The organism is Lentibacillus sp. L22, from assembly GCF_040812445.1.
Taxonomy (GTDB): Bacteria; Bacillota; Bacilli; order Bacillales; family Amphibacillaceae; genus Lentibacillus_C; species Lentibacillus_C daqui.
Genome location: NZ_JBFNXI010000010.1, coordinates 1 through 22,234 on the forward strand (window position 1 = coordinate 1; position 22,234 = coordinate 22,234).

A 22,234-nucleotide genomic window follows, 5' to 3' on the forward strand; every position below is an offset into this window, starting at 1 on the left:
CTTTTTTAGTGTAAGCTCCTACGCCTTAATTTTTATTTACTGGAGTTTTGTCCCAGCCTCTTTTTAATTTTTTTCATAAGTTTTTAATAAATAGGTCTAATGAAGCATTGACAACAATTAAAATATGGCATTTGAAATAAAAATGTAATATTTTTTTGCCTAAAAATGTCGTCGAAAAATGTTATACTATGGAAAGTATGATAAAATACTGTTGCAAGTTACCCGATAATGAACCCCGGCACACATCCCAACTTAAAGTGCGTGTTCAAAAAGGAGGATAAAAAGGACCGAGAAGTTCAAGGCGGCGTAGCTTTGAGCACCGGAGTGTACATAAAAGGTACATGAGGAGCGGAAAAGCAAGCCAACGACGAAATTCGAAGCGTCGTTTTTACCGGACTTTTTGAACATCCTCTTAAACGAATTTAAATAATTTAAAAGGTGATTTGAAATATGATAACGATGAAAGATGTATATAAAACATATTCCAATGGTGTGACCGCACTTAATGGAATTAATGTATCGATCGACATGGGAGAGTTTGTTTACATAGTCGGTCCGAGTGGTGCAGGGAAATCCACTTTTGTTAAACTTATCTATCGCGAAGAAAAACCCTCTGAAGGATTAATCATTATCAACAATAAAAATATAGCCGAGATAAAAGAACGAAAAGTCCCCTATTTGCGCCGTGACATCGGTGTGATCTTCCAAGATTTTAAATTGTTACCCAAACTAACAGTCTATGAAAATGTTGCCTTTGCATTGGAAGTAATCGAAAAGCCGCCTAAAACAATTCGTAAACGGGTCATGGAAGTACTGGAAATGGTTGGATTGAAAAACAAAGCCAGGTTTATTCCGGATGAACTATCCGGTGGGGAGCAGCAGCGTGTATCTATTGCACGGGCAATTATCAATCAACCTAAAATAGTGATCGCAGACGAGCCAACAGGTAATATTGATCCCGACACTTCCTGGGGGATTATGCGCATTTTTGAAGAAATCAATTTGCGTGGTACGACCATTATCATGGCTACGCATAATAAAGAAATCGTCAATACCTTAAAAAAACGTGTTATAGCCGTAGAAGATGGCTTAATTGTACGAGACGAACATCGAGGTGAATACGGCTATGAGATTTAGAACATTAAGACGGCATGTTCGTGAAGGGTTTAAAAATATTTTTCGCAACGGCTGGATGACAGTGGCCTCGGTTGGTGCCGTCACAACGACATTGATTTTGGTCGGTGCCTTTCTTGCAATAATGTTCAACTTGAATAATATGGCCGATAACATTGAGGGCGACGTTGAAATTAATGTGCTGATTGACTCCACAGCAAATAAAGCTCAAATTGAACAATTGAATGGGGAAATTAAGGACATTGGCAAGGTAGAAAGTGTCCGGTTCTCATCAAAGGATGAACAGTTAAAGGAACTTATTGAAAGCATGGGAAAACAAGGAGACGCTTGGGAGTTATTTGAACAGGATAATCCGCTGAACCATGTGTTTGTGGTCAAAACAAAAGATCCAGTTGACACCATCAATGTTGCCAAAGAAATCAGCGGGTTCGATAGTGTGCAAGAAGTGAACTATGGCCAGGATGTAGTCAAGCGATTATTCCAATTTAACAAATATGCCCGGACTATTGGGATTATCTTGATTGTTGGATTATTATTTACCGCGATATTCCTAATCTCAAACACTATTAAACTCACGATTATGGCGCGCAGTAAGGAAATCGGCATTATGAAATTGGTTGGAGCGACCAATGGATTCATTCGGTGGCCATTTTTCATTGAGGGGATGTTACTAGGTATCCTTGGGGCAGTAATTCCGATTGCCGTTGTTTTAGGTGGTTATTACTACCTGGAGAATGTTCTTAGTCAGAAAATCTCATTTAGCTTTGTAACATTATTACCTTTTAACCCGTTTGCTTGGGAATTATCACTTGTTATTCTACTAATTGGTGCAGTGATTGGAATTTGGGGCAGCACAATGAGTGTCCGTAAGTTCTTGAAAGTTTAATAGCAGATGTCCTAAAGACCGATGTTAATAGAAAAAACATATCAAAAAGTTGCCAAATAAAAAAACAAATGTACAGCTGATATTTGGTGACTTTTTGAATAATGGTTGCAATTGTAGAGAGAAAGGGTAGGGTTTACGAGATGAAAAAAGTAGCACCATATATACTTACTGGAGTCCTCATGTTGGGATCAAGTTTTTCTGCGATCAGTCCTGTTCATGCAAAATCAATGGACGAAGTGAACGATCAGATCAATCAGTTGGAAAAAGAAAAAGATGAACTGACAGAAAAACAAGGGGATGTAAACAATAAGAAAAACGATGCCGACAAAAAAATGAATGATAATCTGTCTAAGCAAGATAATGTAACAGACCAGTTGAATAAGCTGGATGATCAACTTTCTGATACAAAAACCAAAATTAATGCCAAAGAAGATAAAATTGCTGAAACTAACAATGAAATCAATCAGCTAAAGGAACAAATCAAGGAATTGAAACAAGAAATTGAAAAGTTAAAAACAAGTATTAAAGAACGAGAGGCATTGCTTAAAGAGCGACTTCGAGCCATTCAACAAAATGGTGGAGATATGAAGTATATGGAAGTTATTCTTGGCTCACAAAACTTTAGCGATTTTATTAGCAGATCATCGGTAGTTAATACAATCATGGATTCCGATAAGGGAATTATGGAAGCGTTGGAAGCTGATAAAAAGGAATTGGAAAAAAAGCGATCCGACGTTCAACAGAATAAAAAAGAAGTAGAAGACAAAAAGGCTACATTAGAGGCGCAAAAAAAGGAACTGGAATCCCTGAAGAAAAAATTGAATAAACAAACGGGCGAGAAGAAAAAAATGATGAAGAAGCTCGAAAAAGAACACGATGAACTGGAAGATTACAAAATGAGTTTGGAAGAGCAGGAACGGGTAATGGATCAACAGGCCCAAGCGATTGAACAAGACAAAAAATCCGCCGCTGATCAAAAGGCCAAATTGGAAAAACAGGCAGAAGAGCGAAGGGCCAAAGCAAAAGAACAAGAAAAGGCACAAAAGACCCGGACAAGTGCAAATGCAAATACAACGAGTACTAGCAGTAATACCAGTAAGAGCAGCAGCTCTGAAAACATCCAAACTGGTGGTAGTGGCAAATTAGCGTGGCCGGCAAACGGACGGCTATCATCAGGCTACGGAGCGAGAAGTTTTGGCTATCACTACGGCGTCGATATTGCCAATTCTACTGGTACACCAATCCATGCTTCTGAATCGGGTACCGTAACCCGGGCTGAGCGTTCGGATAGCTACGGAAATGTGGTATATGTCTACCATCCACATCTTAACCTGACAACGGTTTATGCACATATGTCAAGTTTGTCCGTTAGTTATGGTGATCATGTTAACGCTGGTCAGCAGATAGGTTTAATGGGCAATACAGGACAATCGTTTGGAAGTCATTGTCACTTTGAAGTTCATGAGGGACAATGGAGCTACCGTAGCGGTGTCGACCCAATGCCATATTTACAATAACCATCTCGTTATGAATCTGGAAAACTTGTATCGAGCTCCAATCGGTGGATTTCATGATTTGACTCAATCAAGCATAGGCTATATATTAAAGGCATCGCACATTACGGTGTGATGTTTTTTTTGATAGGAAAATGAACAGGCCAATCTTGGAACGCTAATAGAATAGGTCGGCTAGTCTGTTTGACGAATGTACATGAGAATGTTTAATATTTTATAGATAAGAACCACCAATCCAAAAATGATTAATTGGGGTGAGATGATGAAGTTTAAAAAACAGCATATACTTATTTTAGCTTTAGCGCTTATTCTCGCTTTTGTCGGGGGTTTTGCAGGAGTGAAACTGGCACAACCGCATCAGGCGAAGGAAAATAGCGAAACCAATTTGGACACGCCATCTACTGCAGATGGAAATACCGAAGTACCGGAAAATATGGATAAAGTGGAACAGGCTTTTCAATTAATTAAAGAGAATTATTTAGAGGATGTAAAGGATCAAGATTTAATTGACGGCGCTGTTAAGGGAATGCTAAAAACATTGGATGACCCTTACAGTACATATATGGATGCCGAAACGATGAAAGGCTTTAACGAAACCATAGAATCATCTTTTGAGGGTATTGGTGCTGAAGTAAGCTTGAAAAATGGAAAGGTCACCATCATCGCTCCGATCAAAGATTCACCTGCTGAAGATGCTGGATTACGACCTAATGATCAGGTTTTAAAGGTGAATGATGAGAGTGTCGAAGGATTGGAACTATATGAAGCCGTGGAAAAAATACGCGGGAAGAAAGGTTCCAAAGTTGTCTTGAAAGTACAACGACCCGGTGTTTCTGACCCGTTTGATGTAACCCTTGTACGTGATGACATCCCCGTTGAGACCGTGAATGCGGATGTTAAGAAAATGAACGGAAAAAAAACCGGCATACTAGAAATTACCACATTCTCGGAGAATACAGCGAAGGAATTTGATGAGCAATTAACGAAACTGGAAAAGCAGGGAATCGAGGGTCTGGTTATTGATGTTCGGGGTAACCCCGGCGGATTATTCGATGCAGTCCAGGATATTTTGAAAATGTTCATTCCGAAAGACCTGCCATATGTCCAGATTGAGGATCAAAATGGTGAAAAGACACCATATTACTCAGATCTGAAAAAGAAAAAAGATTACCCAATTAGTGTTATAGTTGATGAGGGGAGTGCCTCAGCTTCGGAAATTCTGGCGGTGGCGATGAAAGAGGCTGGATATGATGTCGTGGGAACGAAAAGCTTCGGAAAAGGAACCGTGCAACAAGCAGTTCCTATGGGGGATGGAAGCACCATTAAACTAACCTTTTATAAATGGCTTTCCCCTAAAGGAAATTGGATTCACGACAAAGGAGTTGAGCCAACGATTAAGGAAAAGCAGCCAAATTATTTTTATTCAAACCCGATCAAGGTCAAAAAACCACTTGCCTACAACCATACGGGTGAAAACATTAAGAACATACAAATCATGTTATCGGGATTGAACTATGATACTGGCCGTGATGATGGATACTTTAATAAACAGACAGAGCAAGCAGTCAAGGCGTTTCAACAGGACAACGATTTAAAACAAACAGGCAAGGTTGATGAAAAAACCGCAGAACTGATTGAAGCACAAATTATTGATCATATTCGCGAAGGTGATGACGATCAGCAAATGAAAAAGGCCTTGCAGGAACTGTATAAATAAGATAGCAAATCCGCGGAAAAGCCCGCGGATTTGTTGTGTTCAAAATATCGTATCATGGTAAAATAAAAGGAGTATGTACAAAACAGAAATAATGCCAGTTGACATGCTTGAAAAGACGTACATAATTGTTATGTGAAGAAGGTGATTAAATTGGCTGAAGCATGGTTATTCGAATTGGTCAAGGGAATTGGCAAATTGTTTTTAAATCCGCTTCTGTATTGGGCGGTTATACTAGTTGTTTTAAGTGGAATATCCAGAGTCAAAAAGGAACGAAGCAATTTTGGTATAAAAGTATTTGATGTGTTTGCGGAATGGCAAAACACATGGCGGATATCGCTTGTATCCGGTTTGGTTGTTTCCGTAGTATGTTTAGGGTTGGGAGTAATCTTTTCTTATGAGACTGTTATTCTATTAAGTCTGGTAAGTATTGTGCTTAGTGTCGCATTAAAATTCACCTATCTTTCTCCAAGTTACACTATTGGAATAACGTTTTTATTGCTATTATTTATTCCCCTGCTAACGGACGAAATCCCGTTCATTCACGGCAACGATTTATTTTCGGCTGTAAATTTCACCGGATTAGCGCTTTTATTGGGGTTATTGTTATTGGTCGAAGGGATCCAGGTGAACCATGTAAATCGAAATGAATCATTTCCCGAGCTGGTAATGAGCAAACGTGGTAAGTGGGTAGGGCAACACCACTTGAAAAAAATGAGCATCATCCCATTCTTTGTATTAATACCTTCCGGGGCGATTACCCCATTTGCTTCATTTTGGCCGACTATTTCAATTGGCGCAGACTCGTATAGTCTATTACTGGTGCCTTTTCTACTTGGGTTTGATCATATTGTAAAAGGACATCCCCCTTATCAGGCAAAAAGAAAATTGGCCACTTCCATTGGGATGCTTGGTGTATTGGTATTATTACTTGCTGTGGGGAGTTTAGTTATTACATGGCTGTCACTTACTGCTGTTATTATAGCTATTTTGGGCAGAGAATATATTCGTTATAAACACCAAGTATATGATAATAAAAGCAATCCATATTTTCATATGGAGAAAAATGGATTAAAGGTGTTGGGAGTCATTCCTGGTTCGCCGGCTGACCAAGTTGGTGTGTTAACCGGGGAGACGATTTATAAGGTTAATGGCCAACGTGTCAATCAAGTGGCCGACTTTTATCGTGCATTACAGACTAGTGGTGCATACTTCAAAATGGACGTAATTGACGATGGCGGAGAGATTCGTTTTGTACAACACGCCTTTTATCAGCACGATCATCATGAATTGGGAATTTTGTTTGCCAAAGAAAAATATCGGCTGTCTGAGAGAAAGAGAAATAAAGACTCGAATGTGAAGCAAGAATAGAATCCATGTCATAAACCTTGATAGGCACATGTTCATGACTGGTATATCCTCAGGTTGGAAATACTAATATTAAACTTCTTAAGCAAAAAAATCGAATACTCGTTCGTTTGTATGTTAAAATAATTAAATATCTATGGTAAACTAATGAGAGAGAATATAGATCGGAGGCTTGCCTTATGGAAAATCAGTTTGATCTGGTGGCGAACTATGAGCCACAGGGTGATCAGCCAAAAGCTATTGAAGAATTAGTGCAAAAAATACTGGCTGGTCAACGGCATCAGACTTTACTTGGGGCGACGGGTACAGGGAAAACATTTACGGCATCCAATGTAATCAAGGAAATCAATCGTCCGACACTGGTTATTGCCCATAATAAAACTTTGGCAGGGCAGCTATACAGTGAGTTTAAGGAATATTTCCCGAACAACGCAGTAGAGTACTTTGTCAGTTTTTATGATTACTATCAACCAGAGGCATATGTCCCATCATCTGATACATTTATTGAAAAAGATGCAAGTATAAATGATGAAATAGATAAATTGCGACACTCTGCAACGTCGGCATTATTTGAACGAAATGATGTTTTAATTGTTGCCAGTGTATCATGCATATTTGGTTTGGGGTCCCCGGACGAATATGGCAGTCAGGTATTATCATTGCGCATGGGTATGGAAAAAGACCGCGATCAATTATTACGTGAATTGGTTGATATCCAATATGCCAGAAATGATATTGACTTTAAACGTGGGACATTTCGCGTGCGTGGTGATTCCGTCGAAGTTATCCCCGCATCGCATGAAGAGCATTGTCTGCGTATTGAATTCTTCGGTGATGAGATTGACCGTATTCGCGAGGTCGATGCCTTGACTGGTGAAATCATTGGGGATCGGGAACATGTTGCTATTTTCCCGGCGTCCCACTATGTAACCCGTGAAGGAAAACTGAAAATGGCTATGGAAAGTATCCGACAAGAACTGGACGAACGTTTAAAAGAATTACGTGATGACAATAAATTGCTGGAAGCACAGCGTCTGGAGCAGCGAACCAACTATGATCTTGAAATGATGCAGGAGATGGGTTTTTGCTCCGGTATTGAAAACTACTCCCGTCATTTGGCATTGCGGGAACCTGGATCAACACCATACACATTGCTTGATTATTTTCCCGAGGACTATTTAACCATTATTGATGAATCCCATGTTACATTACCGCAAATCAGAGGAATGTATAACGGAGACAGAGCAAGGAAACAGGTTTTAATTGATCATGGATTCCGTCTTCCATCAGCGCTCGATAACCGGCCGTTGACATTTGAAGAATTCGAAAAGCTGTCCAACCAACTCATTTTTGTATCAGCAACCCCTGGGCCATATGAAATGGAACACTCATCGGTTGTGACCGAGCAGATCATTCGACCAACAGGACTTTTGGATCCAGAAATTAAGGTGCGTCCGATTAAGGGACAAATTGATGATTTAATTGGCGAAATTAATACCCGGGCTGAACGTAATGAACGGGTGCTTGTGACAACGCTGACCAAGAAAATGTCGGAGGATTTGACCGATTATTTAAAGGAAATCGGGATCAAAGTTGCTTACCTGCATTCGGAGATTAAGACACTGGAGCGAATTGAAATTATTCGTGATTTGCGTGTGGGTAAATACGATGTTCTCGTTGGCATTAACTTGTTACGTGAAGGACTAGACATACCTGAAGTATCGCTTGTAGCTATTTTGGATGCTGATAAAGAAGGATTTTTACGGTCAGAGCGTTCTCTGATTCAAACCATGGGGCGGGCAGCCAGAAACGAAAATGGTATGGTAGTGATGTATGCCGATAACATTACCAATTCCATGCAGGCTGCCATTGATGAAACGAATCGTCGCCGTGAAAAACAAATGGCGTATAATAAAGAACATCATATTACACCGAAAACGATTCGCAAAGAAGTACGTGATGTTATTCAGGCTACAGTTGCTGCGGAAGATCAGGAAACATATAACGCAGAGGGAACCAACCTGACAAAATTGCCTAAGAAAGACAAGGAAAAGGCAATCGAGAATATGGAAAAAGAAATGAAAGAAGCTGCCAAAGCGCTTGATTTTGAAAGGGCCGCAGAACTGCGCGATATTGTACTGGAGCTAAAAGCAGAAGTATCATAAGAACAAAGGCGTAAGCACCCGGTTAGCGGCGTATGTGCTGGACTGAACCGTAGGAGATAAAGGAAACATGCCTCTGCAAAAGGGGTATGCCGACGTTGGCCGCAAAGGCCGTTTTTAGTCGGCCTTCCTTTACCCCGAGTCGATGTTGACTTATCGTACGAAGGTGAAGGAAGCACACTAGCCGCTGGGTGCTGGAGCCGGACGGGGCTCGCCTTGTCCCAAGCAGAGTAGAGCGCAAATTTTTATGCTTCTTTTCTATAATTAAAATGGAAGGATGACGAGTTCATCATGCCTAGTAAAGCTATACAAATAAAAGGTGCCAGAGCACATAATTTAAAAAACATCGACATTTCTATTCCAAAGAACAAACTTGTCGTTCTGACCGGCCTATCCGGATCCGGAAAATCATCGCTTGCCTTTGACACGATCTATGCTGAAGGTCAGCGTCGTTATGTGGAATCATTATCGGCATATGCCAGACAATTCCTGGGACAAATGGACAAACCGGATGTGGATGCCATTGAAGGGCTTTCTCCGGCCATTTCCATTGATCAAAAAACAACCAGCCGGAATCCACGGTCGACGGTCGGAACTGTTACGGAAATTTATGATTACTTGCGCTTGCTGTTTGCCCGGGTAGGACGGCCAACCTGTCCAAAGCACGGAATCGAAATCAGCTCGCAAACCGTACAACAAATGGTTGATCGGATTTTGGAATACCCAGAGCGTACCAAAATGCAGATATTGGCACCAGTTGTTTCCGGTCGCAAAGGGGAACATGTGAAAATCTTTGAACAACTAAAACAAGAAGGTTATGTACGGATTCGCGTAGACGGTGAGATGCGGGAAGTTGCTGATGAATTTAAATTGGAAAAGAATAAAAAACATTCCATTGAGGTTGTTGTTGATCGGATTGTTGTAAAAGATGGCGTGGCCGGGAGACTTAGTGATTCGATTGAAACAGCACTGGAACTTGGGGAAGGAAACATTATTGTTGATGTTATCGGTGACGAAGAACTTAAATTCAGTGAAAACCATGCCTGCCCGATTTGCGGTTTCTCCATCAGTGAACTGGAACCACGTTTATTTTCATTCAACAGTCCCTATGGTGCCTGCCCAACCTGTGATGGTTTGGGAACCAATTTGGTTGTTGACATCGATCTGGTTATTCCGGATTGGGAGAAAACACTGAATGAACATGCTATCGCCGCCTGGGAACCAATTAGTTCGCAATATTATCCCCAGCTTTTGAAAAGTGTTTGTACCCATTATGGAATTGATATGGATGTACCGGTGAAAAATTTGTCCAAACAGCAAATGGACATTATTTTATATGGCAGTGGCAAAGAACGCATCCATTTCCATTTTGTCAATGATTTTGGTAAAGTTCGTGATAACGAAATTATGTTTGAAGGGGTCGTAAACAATATTGCCCGACGATATAGGGAGACATCGTCAGACTTCATTCGAGAAACATTGGAAAAATACATGACCCACAAAGATTGTCCGACGTGTCATGGATACCGGCTAAAGGAAGAAGCACTTGCCGTATTGATTAATGGCCTTCATATCAGTCAGGTTACCGATTTTTCGATTACCGAGGCAAGTCAATTCTTTGGCACACTGGAGTTAACGGAAAAGGAAGAAAAAATTGCCCGGATGATTTTAAAAGAAATTAGTAATCGGCTGACCTTCTTGAACAATGTAGGTCTGGATTATTTAACATTGTCACGTGCTGCCGGAACTTTGTCAGGCGGAGAAGCTCAGCGGATTCGCCTGGCTACACAAATTGGTTCCGCGTTAACAGGTGTGTTATACGTATTGGATGAACCATCGATTGGGTTACATCAACGGGATAATGACCGATTAATTGGAACGTTAAAGCAAATGCGGGATTTGGATAATACATTAATTGTGGTGGAACATGATGAGGATACGATGCTTGCCGCAGATTGGCTGATTGATATTGGTCCGGGTGCAGGGGATCATGGCGGCGAGATTGTTGCAAGCGGAACACCGGAAAAGGTAATGAAGAACAAAAAGTCCCTGACTGGCAACTATTTGTCCGGTGAAAAATTTGTTTCTGTTCCATTGAAACGGCGGAAACCAACCAAAAAAAACATTGAGGTTGTTGGTGCACAGGAAAACAACCTGAAAAATGTCGCAGCGAAATTCCCAATTGGATTAATGACCGTTGTTACTGGTGTTTCCGGTTCGGGAAAAAGTACGTTGGTAAACGAAATTTTATATAAATCATTGGCGAAACAATTGAATAAAGCCAAGCTTAAACCTGGAAAGCATCAAAAGATCAAAGGGATAAATAATATCGAAAAGGTCATCGATATTGATCAATCACCAATTGGTCGAACTCCTCGTTCCAATCCGGCAACATATACGGGTGTGTTTGATGATATTCGTGATGTGTTCGCCCAGACGAATGAAGCAAAAATCCGGGGGTACAAAAAAGGACGGTTCAGTTTTAATGTCAAAGGCGGTCGCTGTGAAGCATGCCGCGGTGATGGCATTATTAAAATTGAAATGCACTTTTTGCCTGATGTGTATGTACCATGTGAAGTGTGTCACGGTAAACGGTATAACCGGGAAACATTAGAAGTGAAATATAAAGGCAAGAGCATTGCCGATGTGCTGGATATGACCATTGAAGAGGCATTGGACTTTTTTGCCAACATCCCCAAAATAAAACGCAAGCTGGAAACGATTGATGATGTTGGTCTTGGTTATGTCAAACTCGGTCAGCCGGCAACAACATTATCCGGCGGGGAAGCACAACGGGTCAAACTTGCCAGTGAATTGCATCGCCGTTCGAATGGTAAGTCATTTTATATCCTGGATGAACCGACAACAGGTCTTCATGTTGCTGACATTAAGCGATTGTTGAGTGTTTTGCAACGATTGGTTGACAATGGGGATACCGTATTAATCATTGAACACAACCTGGATGTCATTAAAACGGCTGATCATATTATTGATCTTGGACCTGAAGGTGGTGACCGTGGCGGTGAAATTATTGCCACCGGAACTCCGGAACAAATAGCAGAAACGGAAGAATCGTACACAGGACGCTATTTACGGCCGATTCTGGAACGTGACCGCAAACGGATGGAAACAATGCTTAGAGAAAAGGAAAAAGTGGCTTCAAAATAAAACTAACAACAGCAAACCCGGCTTCGGGGCTTGCTGTTGTTATTTGCCTTTCAAATCGTTCGTAAACTAACAAGGAATAGCTTGGGCAAAATTTTTGACGTGCTTTATCCTTTTCTGTAATGTAAAAGAAGAGGTTGTAAGGAGGAGTAGCCGGATGAAGCCGATAGAAATGGATGCAGTACAACAACACTTGGACCGTTTAAAAGATAAAGAGGTTTATATTCATTTGGAAACAACGAACGGTGCCTATGCAAGTCATGTAAATGAGAAGGCTTATACCGTTGGTGCATATATTCGTAACGCAAAAGTTAAATTTTCGCAAGCTAAGCTTGTTGGTAATGGTCAATCATATCGAGCAGGGTTGAAGATGGAGATTGGCTGGATTTATGCAGAAGGGTTAACCGACTGGACCATTCATGATCATCAATTACTTTTGGCGGGTCATGATCGAGAAGGTCGGCTCATGGTTGCGCTGGAATTAAGCGAAACACCATTTCGTCAGTAAGAGCGTGTTCAAAGAAAGGGTGAAAAACATGGAAAAACATGTCGTAGTAATTTACCCGCACCCAGATGATGAATCATTTGGTGCAGCGGGAACCATCACCAAGTTTCGAAAACAGGGTGTACCTGTTACCTATTTATGTGGGACGCTAGGTGAAATGGGTCGCAATATGGGGAATCCGACATTTGCCAATCGGGAAACATTACCAGATATACGCAAAGAAGAATTGATTGCTGCATGTAAGGAACTGGATATGGATTTGCGAATGCTAGGCTACCGGGATAAAACGGTTGAATTTGAGGATCGCCAACAGATAGCGGGACATGTGAAAGGAATTCTGGAGGAAATCGAGCCAAGCCTAGTCATTACCCATTATCCCGGTTATGCTGTACATCCAGATCATAATGCAATGGGTGCAGCAGCTGTGGAAGCAGTCCGGCAAATGGATGAAGCCAAACGACCGGTTGTTTGGGCTCAGGCAATATCCAATAACTATTACGATGAACTTGGCAAGCCAGACATCAACAATGATGTGACAGATGTAATCAATGAAAAAATGGCTGCAATTATGTCGCACAAATCACAGGCGAATGGTGTACTGGCACAATTTCATGACAATCAGAGTACAGCAACAGATATATCGGAAATCGCTAAAAGATCAATGGGAAAAGAGCGATTTTTTATTTGGAACTATTAGTTTGACATCATCCATTTATATAATCCCTGCCAACAAAAAGGCGGGGATATTTTATAAAAAGAGTAACATTTAGCTTTATGAATGTCGTATGATGAATATAATAGAAAAAGAATGGAATACGAAGATAAGGGAGAGAATACCATGCCCAAACGTTTAACAAGATCGATTAGAGACCGTAAAGTTGCTGGTGTTTTGGGCGGAATAGCCGAATACTTTAATATTGATTCGACTATTGTCAGGCTGGCATTTGTTATTTTGCTCATAACGAGTTTCTTTACTTTAACCCTGATCTATTTGCTAGCTGTTTTCATTATGCCCAATGATGGTGAGGTGTATTAATGTTTTTGCGGTGGATATTGTCCGTCTTCTTGAATGCGGTAGCACTCATCGTAGTAGCGCAGCTGTTTGATTCTTTTCATTTGGAGGGATTCGGTACAGCACTTCTGGCAAGTGTTATTTTATCCATTTTAAATGTGATCGTAAAACCAATTTTGATTATTTTCACCTTGCCAATTACAGTCTTATCGCTGGGATTGTTTTTGTTTGTGATTAATGCGATTACATTAATGATTACGCAAGGGCTGATGGATGCCTCGTTTGTTATTGAAGGATTTGGCACAGCTGTTATTGCCTCTATTATTATTTCCATCCTAAACCTTTTGTTGAATCAGTTGGTAAAAGATACGATACGTTAATATAGGTGCAAATCATCACAGGTTCATACCTGTGATTTTTTGTTACTCATTAATGAAAATATGCTACAATAAAGTGAAACTTCCTTCAGTGGGGTTTTCTTTTCCCCCCCACTGAAGGTTAGTTGAACCAATCAGGCCGTTACTGGCTGTTGGATCTCTCACTTAGAATTTTCATATTTTCTCTATTCTTGAAGTGAGAGTCTTACAGCCAGTTACACAGCGATAAAAAGCAGTAATTCGATTAAACAGCGTGCATATGGGAAAGTTACGCTGATGCTTAAAAAAAGAGTCTGATATTGATAACGGCTATTCTGCAAGATTTTTGAACAGCCAGGTTTTACTTTGTACCCGAACTGGAGGACAAAAACATGGAAATCGTACGGACAAAGGATCTATTAGAGAATTTTAATTTAACGCTTGTAGCGGGGAAAGACGGCATACATAGGGAAATACCAACAAGTGATATCTCCCGTCCAGGAATTGAAATGACTGGTTATTTTAAGTATTATCCCAAAGAACGTTTACAATTAATAGGCAAGACGGAAATGGCCTATTATTTAGATCTTACCACTAGTCAACAAAAAGATCGGGCGGCCAAGTTATGTACGGACATAACCCCCGGCATCGTAATTAGCAGAGGGATGGATGTTCCGCAGCCAATGCTTGATGCAGCCGATGAGTTTGGTGTGCCCATTCTCCAATCACCCAGGAAAACGAGCAGGGTTATTAGCAGGCTGACAAATTATCTGGAGGCCAAATATGCCCCATTTACAGCTATTCATGGTGTACTAGTTGACATCTATGGAGTCGGCGTGTTGATCACGGGTCAAAGCGGGGTAGGAAAGAGTGAAACCGCATTGGAATTAGTTAAACGTGGACATCGACTGGTCGCTGATGACAGTGTAGAAATACGCCAGGAAGATTATGATAGGTTAATTGGTAATTCCCCGCCATTAATTGAACACTTACTGGAAATTCGCGGATTGGGCATCATAAATGTAATGACATTGTTTGGTGCAGGGGCAGTACGCAATTATAAAAAAATCTCACTTATCATCAACCTGGAATCGTGGGATGAGGAAAAGCAATATGATCGACTTGGTCTTGACGAAGAGAAAATGAAAATTATGGATGTGGAGCTTCCAAAAGCAACGATCCCAGTCAGACCGGGAAGGAACCTTGCTGTGATTATTGAAGTAGCTGCCATGAATTACCGTTTAAAAAAAATGGGATTTAATGCAGCAGAAGAATTTTCCGAGCGCCTAACAACCATGATTGATCAAGAAAAAGATGCAACGGAATAGGAGGGGTTTTTTTGACTTGTGATGCACCGACACTTGATCGTGTGTTTATACACGTTGGATCATTTCCAATTTATTGGTATGGCGTTATTATTGCTGCTGGAGCATTTATTGGATTATGGTTGGCCACCAGAGAAGCAAACCGTCTTGGGTTAAAAAAAGATATTATGGTCGATTTGGTTGTCTTTGCTATTCCAATTGCCATTATTTGTGCCCGTATCTATTATGTCGTTTTTGAATGGGATCAGTATAAAGATGGACCCTGGTGGGGTGTGTTCGCCATTTGGAATGGTGGAATCGCCATTCATGGGGCATTGATTGGTGCCGTACTGACAGCAATAATATTTTCCCGAGTAAAAAAGGTATCCTTCTGGCAGTTGGCGGACATTGCGGCCCCAAGCCTTATCCTGGGACAGGCAATCGGGCGCTGGGGCAACTTTATGAATCAAGAGGCACATGGCGGACCAATATCGGAGGCTGCTTATCATCATTTTCATGAATATTTGCCAGATTTTATTATGAATCAGATGTGTATCGATGGCGTCATGTATCACCCCACCTTTCTTTATGAATCTGTCTGGGATATACTCGTGTTTTTATTTTTACTATGGCTGCGCAGAAGAAACCCGGCGCGTGGCGAAGTATTCCTTGCCTATGCCATGACATACTCGGTCGGCAGATTTTTTGTGGAAGGAATGCGGACGGATAGTCTGGTTTCCGAGGGTATACGAGCTGCGCAAGTTATCTCTGTCGTAATTATTGTGGTCGGTATTGTCTTAATCTTTTACCGACGGAAATCCGGGATGGCCAAATATCATTACGATGGAACGAAATTGCCTTCAAGAAAGAAATAATTGACCAGATTACAGCAAAAGCGAGGGAACAAGTGAATGAATATGGATACAATACTTTTTGATTTGGATGGAACATTAATTGATACAAATGAATTAATTATTGCTTCTTTTCAACATACATTCAAGCATTATGGAATGGCGATAACCCGGGAGCAGACGATTGAATTTATCGGACCGCCATTGAATGAATCCTTTGCGAGCTTGGTACCGGCGGAACAAGTGGCTGCCATGATTGATACGTATCGTGAACATAATTTACTGCACCATGACGATTATGTAACAGCCTTCCCTCATGTGGCGGAGACAATAAAACAACTTAAAGAGCACGGTCTAAAACTGGGGATTGTAACAACGAAAAGATTTCAATCCGTAGAAAAAGGAGTAAAATTAACGGCTCTGGAACCATTCTTTGATGTAACGATTACACTTGATGATGTAACCCATGCGAAACCACATCCAGAACCTGTTATCATGGCCATGAAGCGGCTGGGTGCACAAAGAGAATCGACGTTAATGGTTGGAGATAATTCGCATGATATCGAGGCTGGTCAGCATGCTGGTGTGCAAACGGCGGCGGTCGCATGGTCATTAAAGGGAAGGGAAAAAATGCTGGAATATAATCCAACTTATATACTTGATGATATCAGGGATCTGTTAACGATCATTGGGGTGTGACCCATGCGGAATACCAAGCGTTATCCGGTTAAACATGCTAATTCCCTATGGCAAATTTATCGGACGGTGCCTTTTTGGAAGGTTGTCAAAAATTTTATCGTCATTCAAACAGCCCGCTATACACCATTTTTGGCAATGAAAAATTGGCTGTATCGTACATTTTTACATATGTCTGTTGGGCGACAAACCGCTTTTGCATTAATGGTTATGCCAGATATTATGTTCCCGGAAAAGATAACAGTAGGTTCAAATTCTGTCATTGGTTATAATACAACGATATTGGCACATGAGTATCTGATTAAGGAATATCGGATTGGTAAGGTAACTATTGGTGACGAGGTAATGATCGGCGCGAATACGACCATATTGCCAGGTGTTACAATTGGGGATCATGCAATTGTATCGGCGGGAACACTTGTAAATAAAAATGTTCCTGCCGGCGCGTTTGTTGGCGGTAACCCCATGCAGCTGATTTATACAAAAGAAGAAATGGAACAACGACAGATGGAAGATGAAACCTAAAAAACAATATCAATTATGTGAGTAATCCTCTTTCCAAAACACCTAATATATGTTACGATACATTTAAGTTAATAAATTGGACGGAGAAAACGGAGAAACCGCAAACCATCAATGGGTAGATAATATTCATTGATGTGATTTGTGGTTTTTTTATTTGCTATATATGAACTTCTCCGTATTCGACTTTCACGTATCCGCATTTTTCCTCCGTATTTTCGTCCTGTTAAAATATAATTCCACATTTGATACATGAATTTCCATAGAAACGGGAATTGATATCTATAGATTGGTGGATTTATGATGAGCATTTATTGGCTGTAATACCCCCGCCTCCAATTTAGGAGAACGAAATGCGAAAGTAGGGGAGAAACAGCCCGTATTCCTGATTCGTTCGGGCCTGCACAATGAAGTTTTATTTTATGGGGAGTGATTGGCATGACAAATTTTTCAAGTTTTAACCGTGATCATATTTTTAAAAACTTAACAGATAAACAGCTGGATGTCCTGGTAATCGGTGGTGGAATAACAGGATCGGGTATTGCATTGGATGCTGTTACCCGAGGATTATCTACCGGAGTGGTCGAAATGCAGGATTTTGCTGCAGGTACATCGAGTCGCTCAACAAAACTTGTCCATGGCGGCTTACGTTATCTGGCACAATTTGAAGTGAAAATGGTTGCGGAAGTGGGTAAAGAGCGGGCAATCGTCTATGAAAATGGCCCACATGTTACCACGCCGGAATGGATGATGCTTCCATTTCATAAAGGTGGAACATTCGGACCGTTTACTACCAACATTGGGCTGCGCGTTTACGACTTTCTTGCCGGTGTTAAAAAAACGGAACGCAGAAAAATGTTAAGCCCGCAAGAAGCACTAAAAAAAGAGCCTTTAATCAAACGTGAAAATTTAAGAGGTGCCGGGTATTATGTGGAATATAAGACGGATGATGCCCGATTAACCATTGAGGTTATCAAAAAGGCTGTGCAAAAAGGTGCACATGCCATCAATTATGCACAGGCTACAGAATTTATATATGATAAATCCGGGAAGGTAATAGGTGCCTATGTACGTGATCAATTGACCGGAGAAATGCATGAGATTTATGCCAAAAAGATTGTCAATGCTTGTGGGCCATGGGTAGATGATCTTCGGGAATTGGACGGTTCTAAAAAAGGGAAATCACTGCATTTAACTAAAGGTATTCACCTGGTATTTCCTAAAAAACGATTTCCGTTACAACAGGCCATTTACTTTGATACTCCTGACAAACGGATGGTTTTTGCTATTCCCCGGGAAGATAAAACCTATGTCGGTACTACCGATACGAGCTATGAAGGAGATATCGCTCATCCAACTATGACTGAAGCAGATCGTGATTATTTACTTGATGCGATCAATTATATGTTCCCAACAATGGATATGAAGGCATCAGATGTTGAATCAAGCTGGGCAGGATTACGGCCATTAATTGCCGAAGACGGGAAAAACCCGGATGAAATTTCGCGGAAAGATGAAATATTTGTTTCTGATTCTGGTTTAATTTCGATGGCTGGCGGAAAATTAACCGGTTATCGAAAAATGGCGGAACAAGCGGTTGATAAGGTTGTCAAGCAATTAAAAGAAGAAGAAAACATTTTATATTCGGATTCGGAGACCCGTAATCTGCCTATTTCCGGTGGGGAAGTTGGCGGATCAAAGGGGTATCAGCAATTTAAACAGCGGAAAATAGAAGAGGCACAAGCGCTTGGTCTTGATGAAGAAACAGCATTGATGCTTGTGAAGAAGTATGGGGCAAATATTGACACCATTTTCGAAATTTATCAGGAAAAACAAGCAGAAGCCAAACAAGTTGAAATTGATCCGGTTGTTTTTGCTCAACTTATTTACGCCATGGAATATGAACTGACCTATAAACCGGTTGATTTCTTTATCCGCCGCACAGGTGGTTTATTCTTTGATATTAACTGGGTAAGAACGCACAAAGACAATGTAATTGCTTATATGGCACAGGTTTTGGGATGGTCATATGAACAGGAAACAGCTTACCGTAATGAATTGGACCAGCTGCTTCGTGAGGCAGTTACACCTGTAGGATAAGGACAAAGGTGCAAGCGTCCGGTAAATTTTTATAGTTTCTTTCTTTCAAGATAAAGAGCTCCTGTCGTAAAAGATAGGAGTTTTTGTTTCGTTACGCAAAAATAATCCCCAACCCCCCATCTTCATGATAATCTGTGTTATACTTTGTTGCGGATGATTACTAAAGAATGAGGGGAAAATTGTGCAACAACTAAAGAATATAACAAAAAGCGAGCAGGATAATATTCTACCGTTTATCCCTGAGGGTGACTTTTATTTTATGAAAGGTGTCGAAGCTTTTCGACGAAGAAAATTTGATCTTTCGTTAAAATGGTTGCAAAAAGCGGTTGAACAGGAGCCTGAAGAACCGTTATACCAATGCCAAATGTCCATTGTCTATACGGAAATAGGTGCATATGATAAGGCGAATCAGGTGCTGACTGATGTATTACAATTTACCCGTGAAGCATATACAGATTGTTATTATTTACTGGCTAACAATTATGCCCATTTAGGATTGTTACAGGATGCAAAAAAATATGCGCGCTCATATCTTGATAGTGAACCAGATGGCGATTTTAGCGAAGATGCCAAAAGTTTGCTTGAAATACTTGATATTGATGAAGACGATGGGGAATGGGCGCTTGAGGAAGAGGATGAGCTCCTGATTTATCAAGAGACAGTGTTTTATCATATGGAGAATCAGGAGTGGGAAAAGGCATTGCCGTTACTCGAAGAAATGGTCACATTGTTTCCGGAATATACTGCGGTGCATCATGATTATGCACAGGCATTATTTTATAGTGGTTCACCGAAACGGGCGATACAACTCGAACATGATCTATTGGATAAAGAACCAAATTCGTTGATTAGCCGATGTAATTTGGCAATTTTTTATTATGCTTATAATCAGCGTTCAGAAGGTGAAAAATATGTGCAGGCACTATTAAATATCTATCCTGTTCAAGAACAGCAGAAATTACGGATCGCAGTGACATTAGCAAGTGTTGGGTTGTATTCCGATGCAACGGCCCGTTTTCGCTTGCTGAAAAAAGGGATTGTAAAAAATCACCCTTCGTATTATCGGTGGTATAGTACAGCGTTGTTTAAGTCCGGTAATGCAGCAAAAGCGCTGGAACTGTGGAAGGAAGGTTGCAAAAAACACCCAAAGCTGGCATATGAAGATGTACAATGGATGTTGTGATTGAGCAGAATAATAGACGAAAGTACCTAATTCTTATACCATTAGGTTGGCTTAATCAAAATAGACAAAAGGGGCTGAAATTACATGTCCGAAGAACGTATTTATGATGTTATTATTGCTGGTGCCGGTCCCGCTGGCATGACAGCTGCGGTATATGCATCACGGGCAGATCTGGACACACTAATGATTGAACGAGGAATTCCCGGGGGGCAAATGGCCAACACGGAAGATGTGGAAAACTACCCGGGTTTTGACAATATATTAGGTCCGGATTTGTCGAATAAAATGTTTGAACACGCAAAGAAATTTGGTGCAGCATATGCATATGGTGATATTAAAGATGTAGAAGATCATGGTGAATATAAACTGATCAAAGCGGGCAAGCATGAATACAAAACTCGTGCCTTAATCATTACAACCGGGGCACAATATAAAAAATTGGGCGTACCAGGTGAAGAAGAACTTGGTGGTCGCGGCGTATCATATTGTGCCGTTTGTGATGGAGCTTTCTTTAAAGGAAAAGATCTGGTCGTCATCGGTGGTGGTGATTCCGCGGTAGAAGAGGGGATGTATTTAACCCGGTTTGCCAACAAAGTTACGATCATTCACCGCCGTGATGAATTGCGGGCACAAAAGATTATTCAACAGCGTGCATTTAATAACGATAAAATTGATTTTATCTGGAATACTGTTGTGGACACGATCAATGGTCCAGATGGTAAAGTAAGTAGTGTATCACTGCATAACAAAGAAAATCGGGAAAAAAGTGAATTCCCTGCCGATGGAGTATTTATCTATATTGGGATGGTCCCATTAAGTGAACCGTTTAAGTCACTTGGCATTACGAATGAGGATGGTTACATTCCAACTAATGAAAACATGGAGACAAGTATACCAGGTATTTTCGCTGCCGGAGATATTCGGGAAAAGGAACTTCGCCAAATTGTGACAGCGACAGGCGATGGCAGTATTGCTGCAGAAGCGGCACAAAGTTATATTGATGATTTAAAGGAAGAATTAAACACAGCTAAATCATCGTAAAAAATGAAGTAATTGCATTTTAACGTCACTGTAACACGCGCGAAACATTGAGGGGGTATAATAAAACATAACTAATTGACCCCCTTTTAATAGATAAATTAGTTTTTGACACAGGCACTTGTTGCCTGTGTATTTTTTTGTGCAGCCTCTATATCTAATCATATATTTGTTGCTCTCTGGGTTTTTACTGTATAATAGTAATGATGAATTAAAATGAATTCCTCGCTAGAAAGAGGTGTACATATGCAGCGGGTTACAAACTGTATATTAATACATGATGATCACGTATTAGTCATAAAAAAACCAAGACACGGGTGGTATGCGATCCCAGGTGGAAAGATGGAACAAGGCGAATCCATTAAGGAATCTGTTCAAAGGGAATATTGGGAGGAAACGTCATTAACGTTAAGTCATCCACGTCTGACAGGGGTTTTTACATTTAACATTTTTGATGGAGAAGATGTTATTCAGGAGTGGATGATGTTCACCTTTGTTTGTCATCATTACACGGGTGAGATGACAACGTATTGTCGGGAAGGGGAGCTTGAATGGGTTCCACTTGGTCGTGTGCATCAATTGCCAATGGCTGAAGGTGACCATAAGATTTTTCAACATGCTTTCACGTCAAATAAATTATTATACGGCACATTTCAATATACAAAAGCGTACGAGTTGCTTGATATGCGGCTAGATCCGGCTGATTCCGCCATATAGGGCGAGG

At 40.7% G+C, this 22,234-nt stretch carries 19 protein-coding genes; all 19 read left to right on the forward strand.

From position 1 onward, the window contains the following. The first annotated feature begins 450 nt into the window (after positions 1–450). The 19 genes from ftsE (at position 451) to ABRT01_RS07000 (ending at position 22,227) form a co-directional block, all read left to right on the forward strand. Entirely contained in the window at positions 451–1,137 is a 687-nt protein-coding gene (gene ftsE, locus ABRT01_RS06910; RefSeq protein WP_269411822.1) for a cell division ATP-binding protein FtsE, read from the forward strand. Beyond that, complete coding sequence (ftsX, locus tag ABRT01_RS06915; protein WP_367746686.1) at positions 1,127–2,020, forward strand: permease-like cell division protein FtsX; 894 nt, start codon at positions 1,127–1,129, stop codon at positions 2,018–2,020. The genes ftsE and ftsX overlap by 11 nt, the downstream gene beginning before the upstream one ends. Before the next feature lie 140 nt (positions 2,021–2,160). After that, positions 2,161–3,537, forward strand: coding sequence for a murein hydrolase activator EnvC family protein (locus tag ABRT01_RS06920; RefSeq protein WP_367746688.1), 1,377 nt, complete (start codon positions 2,161–2,163; stop codon positions 3,535–3,537). A gap of 259 nt (positions 3,538–3,796) precedes the next feature. Continuing rightward, entirely contained in the window at positions 3,797–5,251 is a 1,455-nt protein-coding gene (locus ABRT01_RS06925) for a S41 family peptidase (RefSeq protein ID WP_367746691.1), read from the forward strand. Between the two features lie 150 nt (positions 5,252–5,401). Beyond that, positions 5,402–6,619 (forward strand): PDZ domain-containing protein, encoded by a 1,218-nt coding sequence (locus ABRT01_RS06930; protein WP_367746693.1) that lies wholly within the window; start codon positions 5,402–5,404, stop codon positions 6,617–6,619. A gap of 176 nt (positions 6,620–6,795) precedes the next feature. Further along, positions 6,796–8,781: an excinuclease ABC subunit UvrB gene (gene uvrB / locus ABRT01_RS06935; protein WP_269411826.1), complete on the forward strand. Its 1,986-nt coding sequence runs from the start codon at positions 6,796–6,798 to the stop codon at positions 8,779–8,781. A gap of 288 nt (positions 8,782–9,069) precedes the next feature. Continuing rightward, a complete protein-coding gene (uvrA, locus tag ABRT01_RS06940) occupies positions 9,070–11,946 on the forward strand; it encodes an excinuclease ABC subunit UvrA (RefSeq protein WP_367746694.1) in 2,877 nt (958 codons plus the stop codon). Positions 11,947–12,100: 154 nt separating this feature from the next. Continuing rightward, positions 12,101–12,451, forward strand: coding sequence for a YojF family protein (locus ABRT01_RS06945; RefSeq protein ID WP_269411828.1), 351 nt, complete (start codon positions 12,101–12,103; stop codon positions 12,449–12,451). 28 nt (positions 12,452–12,479) lie between these two features. Further along, the gene (gene bshB2 / locus ABRT01_RS06950; protein WP_367746695.1) at positions 12,480–13,145 is read left to right on the forward strand and encodes a bacillithiol biosynthesis deacetylase BshB2; all 666 of its coding nucleotides are present in this window, start codon (positions 12,480–12,482) and stop codon (positions 13,143–13,145) included. 141 nt (positions 13,146–13,286) lie between these two features. After that, positions 13,287–13,484, forward strand: a complete 198-nt coding sequence (locus tag ABRT01_RS06955) for a PspC domain-containing protein (RefSeq protein ID WP_269411830.1) — start codon at positions 13,287–13,289, stop codon at positions 13,482–13,484. After that, complete coding sequence (locus ABRT01_RS06960; RefSeq protein ID WP_269411831.1) at positions 13,484–13,840, forward strand: phage holin family protein; 357 nt, start codon at positions 13,484–13,486, stop codon at positions 13,838–13,840. The genes ABRT01_RS06955 and ABRT01_RS06960 overlap by 1 nt, the downstream gene beginning before the upstream one ends. A gap of 368 nt (positions 13,841–14,208) precedes the next feature. Then, positions 14,209–15,144 carry an HPr(Ser) kinase/phosphatase gene (hprK, locus tag ABRT01_RS06965; RefSeq protein ID WP_269411832.1) on the forward strand — a complete coding sequence of 312 codons (936 nt, stop codon included), beginning with the start codon at positions 14,209–14,211 and terminating at the stop codon, positions 15,142–15,144. An 11-nt stretch (positions 15,145–15,155) separates the two neighbouring features. Continuing rightward, positions 15,156–15,995 carry a prolipoprotein diacylglyceryl transferase gene (gene lgt, locus ABRT01_RS06970; RefSeq protein WP_367746696.1) on the forward strand — a complete coding sequence of 280 codons (840 nt, stop codon included), beginning with the start codon at positions 15,156–15,158 and terminating at the stop codon, positions 15,993–15,995. A 36-nt stretch (positions 15,996–16,031) separates the two neighbouring features. Then, a complete protein-coding gene (gene ppaX, locus ABRT01_RS06975; protein WP_367746697.1) occupies positions 16,032–16,670 on the forward strand; it encodes a pyrophosphatase PpaX in 639 nt (212 codons plus the stop codon). Between the two features lie 3 nt (positions 16,671–16,673). Further along, the gene (locus ABRT01_RS06980; protein WP_269411835.1) at positions 16,674–17,192 is read left to right on the forward strand and encodes an acyltransferase; all 519 of its coding nucleotides are present in this window, start codon (positions 16,674–16,676) and stop codon (positions 17,190–17,192) included. Positions 17,193–17,627: 435 nt separating this feature from the next. After that, a complete protein-coding gene (locus ABRT01_RS06985; RefSeq protein WP_367746698.1) occupies positions 17,628–19,289 on the forward strand; it encodes a glycerol-3-phosphate dehydrogenase/oxidase in 1,662 nt (553 codons plus the stop codon). 181 nt (positions 19,290–19,470) lie between these two features. Next, on the forward strand, positions 19,471–20,472 hold the full coding sequence (locus ABRT01_RS06990; RefSeq protein WP_367746699.1) for a tetratricopeptide repeat protein: 1,002 nt from the start codon (positions 19,471–19,473) through the stop codon (positions 20,470–20,472). 84 nt (positions 20,473–20,556) lie between these two features. Further along, positions 20,557–21,513, forward strand: coding sequence for a thioredoxin-disulfide reductase (trxB, locus tag ABRT01_RS06995; protein ID WP_269411838.1), 957 nt, complete (start codon positions 20,557–20,559; stop codon positions 21,511–21,513). 243 nt (positions 21,514–21,756) lie between these two features. Next, positions 21,757–22,227 (forward strand): 8-oxo-dGTP diphosphatase, encoded by a 471-nt coding sequence (locus ABRT01_RS07000; protein ID WP_367746700.1) that lies wholly within the window; start codon positions 21,757–21,759, stop codon positions 22,225–22,227. Positions 22,228–22,234 lie beyond the last annotated feature (7 nt).

Excerpts from the sequence above, each read along its gene's own strand:
- ftsE (WP_269411822.1), top strand. The coding sequence starts at position 451 with ATGATAACGATGAAAGATGTATATAAAACATATTCCAATGGTGTGACC.
- ftsX (WP_367746686.1), top strand. The coding sequence starts at position 1,127 with ATGAGATTTAGAACATTAAGACGGCATGTTCGTGAAGGGTTTAAAAAT.
- ABRT01_RS06920 (WP_367746688.1), top strand. The coding sequence starts at position 2,161 with ATGAAAAAAGTAGCACCATATATACTTACTGGAGTCCTCATGTTGGGA.
- ABRT01_RS06925 (WP_367746691.1), top strand. The coding sequence starts at position 3,797 with ATGAAGTTTAAAAAACAGCATATACTTATTTTAGCTTTAGCGCTTATT.
- uvrB (WP_269411826.1), top strand. The coding sequence starts at position 6,796 with ATGGAAAATCAGTTTGATCTGGTGGCGAACTATGAGCCACAGGGTGAT.
- uvrA (WP_367746694.1), top strand. The coding sequence starts at position 9,070 with ATGCCTAGTAAAGCTATACAAATAAAAGGTGCCAGAGCACATAATTTA.
- ABRT01_RS06945 (WP_269411828.1), top strand. The coding sequence starts at position 12,101 with ATGAAGCCGATAGAAATGGATGCAGTACAACAACACTTGGACCGTTTA.
- bshB2 (WP_367746695.1), top strand. The coding sequence starts at position 12,480 with ATGGAAAAACATGTCGTAGTAATTTACCCGCACCCAGATGATGAATCA.
- ABRT01_RS06955 (WP_269411830.1), top strand. The coding sequence starts at position 13,287 with ATGCCCAAACGTTTAACAAGATCGATTAGAGACCGTAAAGTTGCTGGT.
- ABRT01_RS06960 (WP_269411831.1), top strand. The coding sequence starts at position 13,484 with ATGTTTTTGCGGTGGATATTGTCCGTCTTCTTGAATGCGGTAGCACTC.
- hprK (WP_269411832.1), top strand. The coding sequence starts at position 14,209 with ATGGAAATCGTACGGACAAAGGATCTATTAGAGAATTTTAATTTAACG.
- ppaX (WP_367746697.1), top strand. The coding sequence starts at position 16,032 with ATGAATATGGATACAATACTTTTTGATTTGGATGGAACATTAATTGAT.
- ABRT01_RS06980 (WP_269411835.1), top strand. The coding sequence starts at position 16,674 with ATGCGGAATACCAAGCGTTATCCGGTTAAACATGCTAATTCCCTATGG.
- ABRT01_RS06985 (WP_367746698.1), top strand. The coding sequence starts at position 17,628 with ATGACAAATTTTTCAAGTTTTAACCGTGATCATATTTTTAAAAACTTA.
- trxB (WP_269411838.1), top strand. The coding sequence starts at position 20,557 with ATGTCCGAAGAACGTATTTATGATGTTATTATTGCTGGTGCCGGTCCC.
- ABRT01_RS07000 (WP_367746700.1), top strand. The coding sequence starts at position 21,757 with ATGCAGCGGGTTACAAACTGTATATTAATACATGATGATCACGTATTA.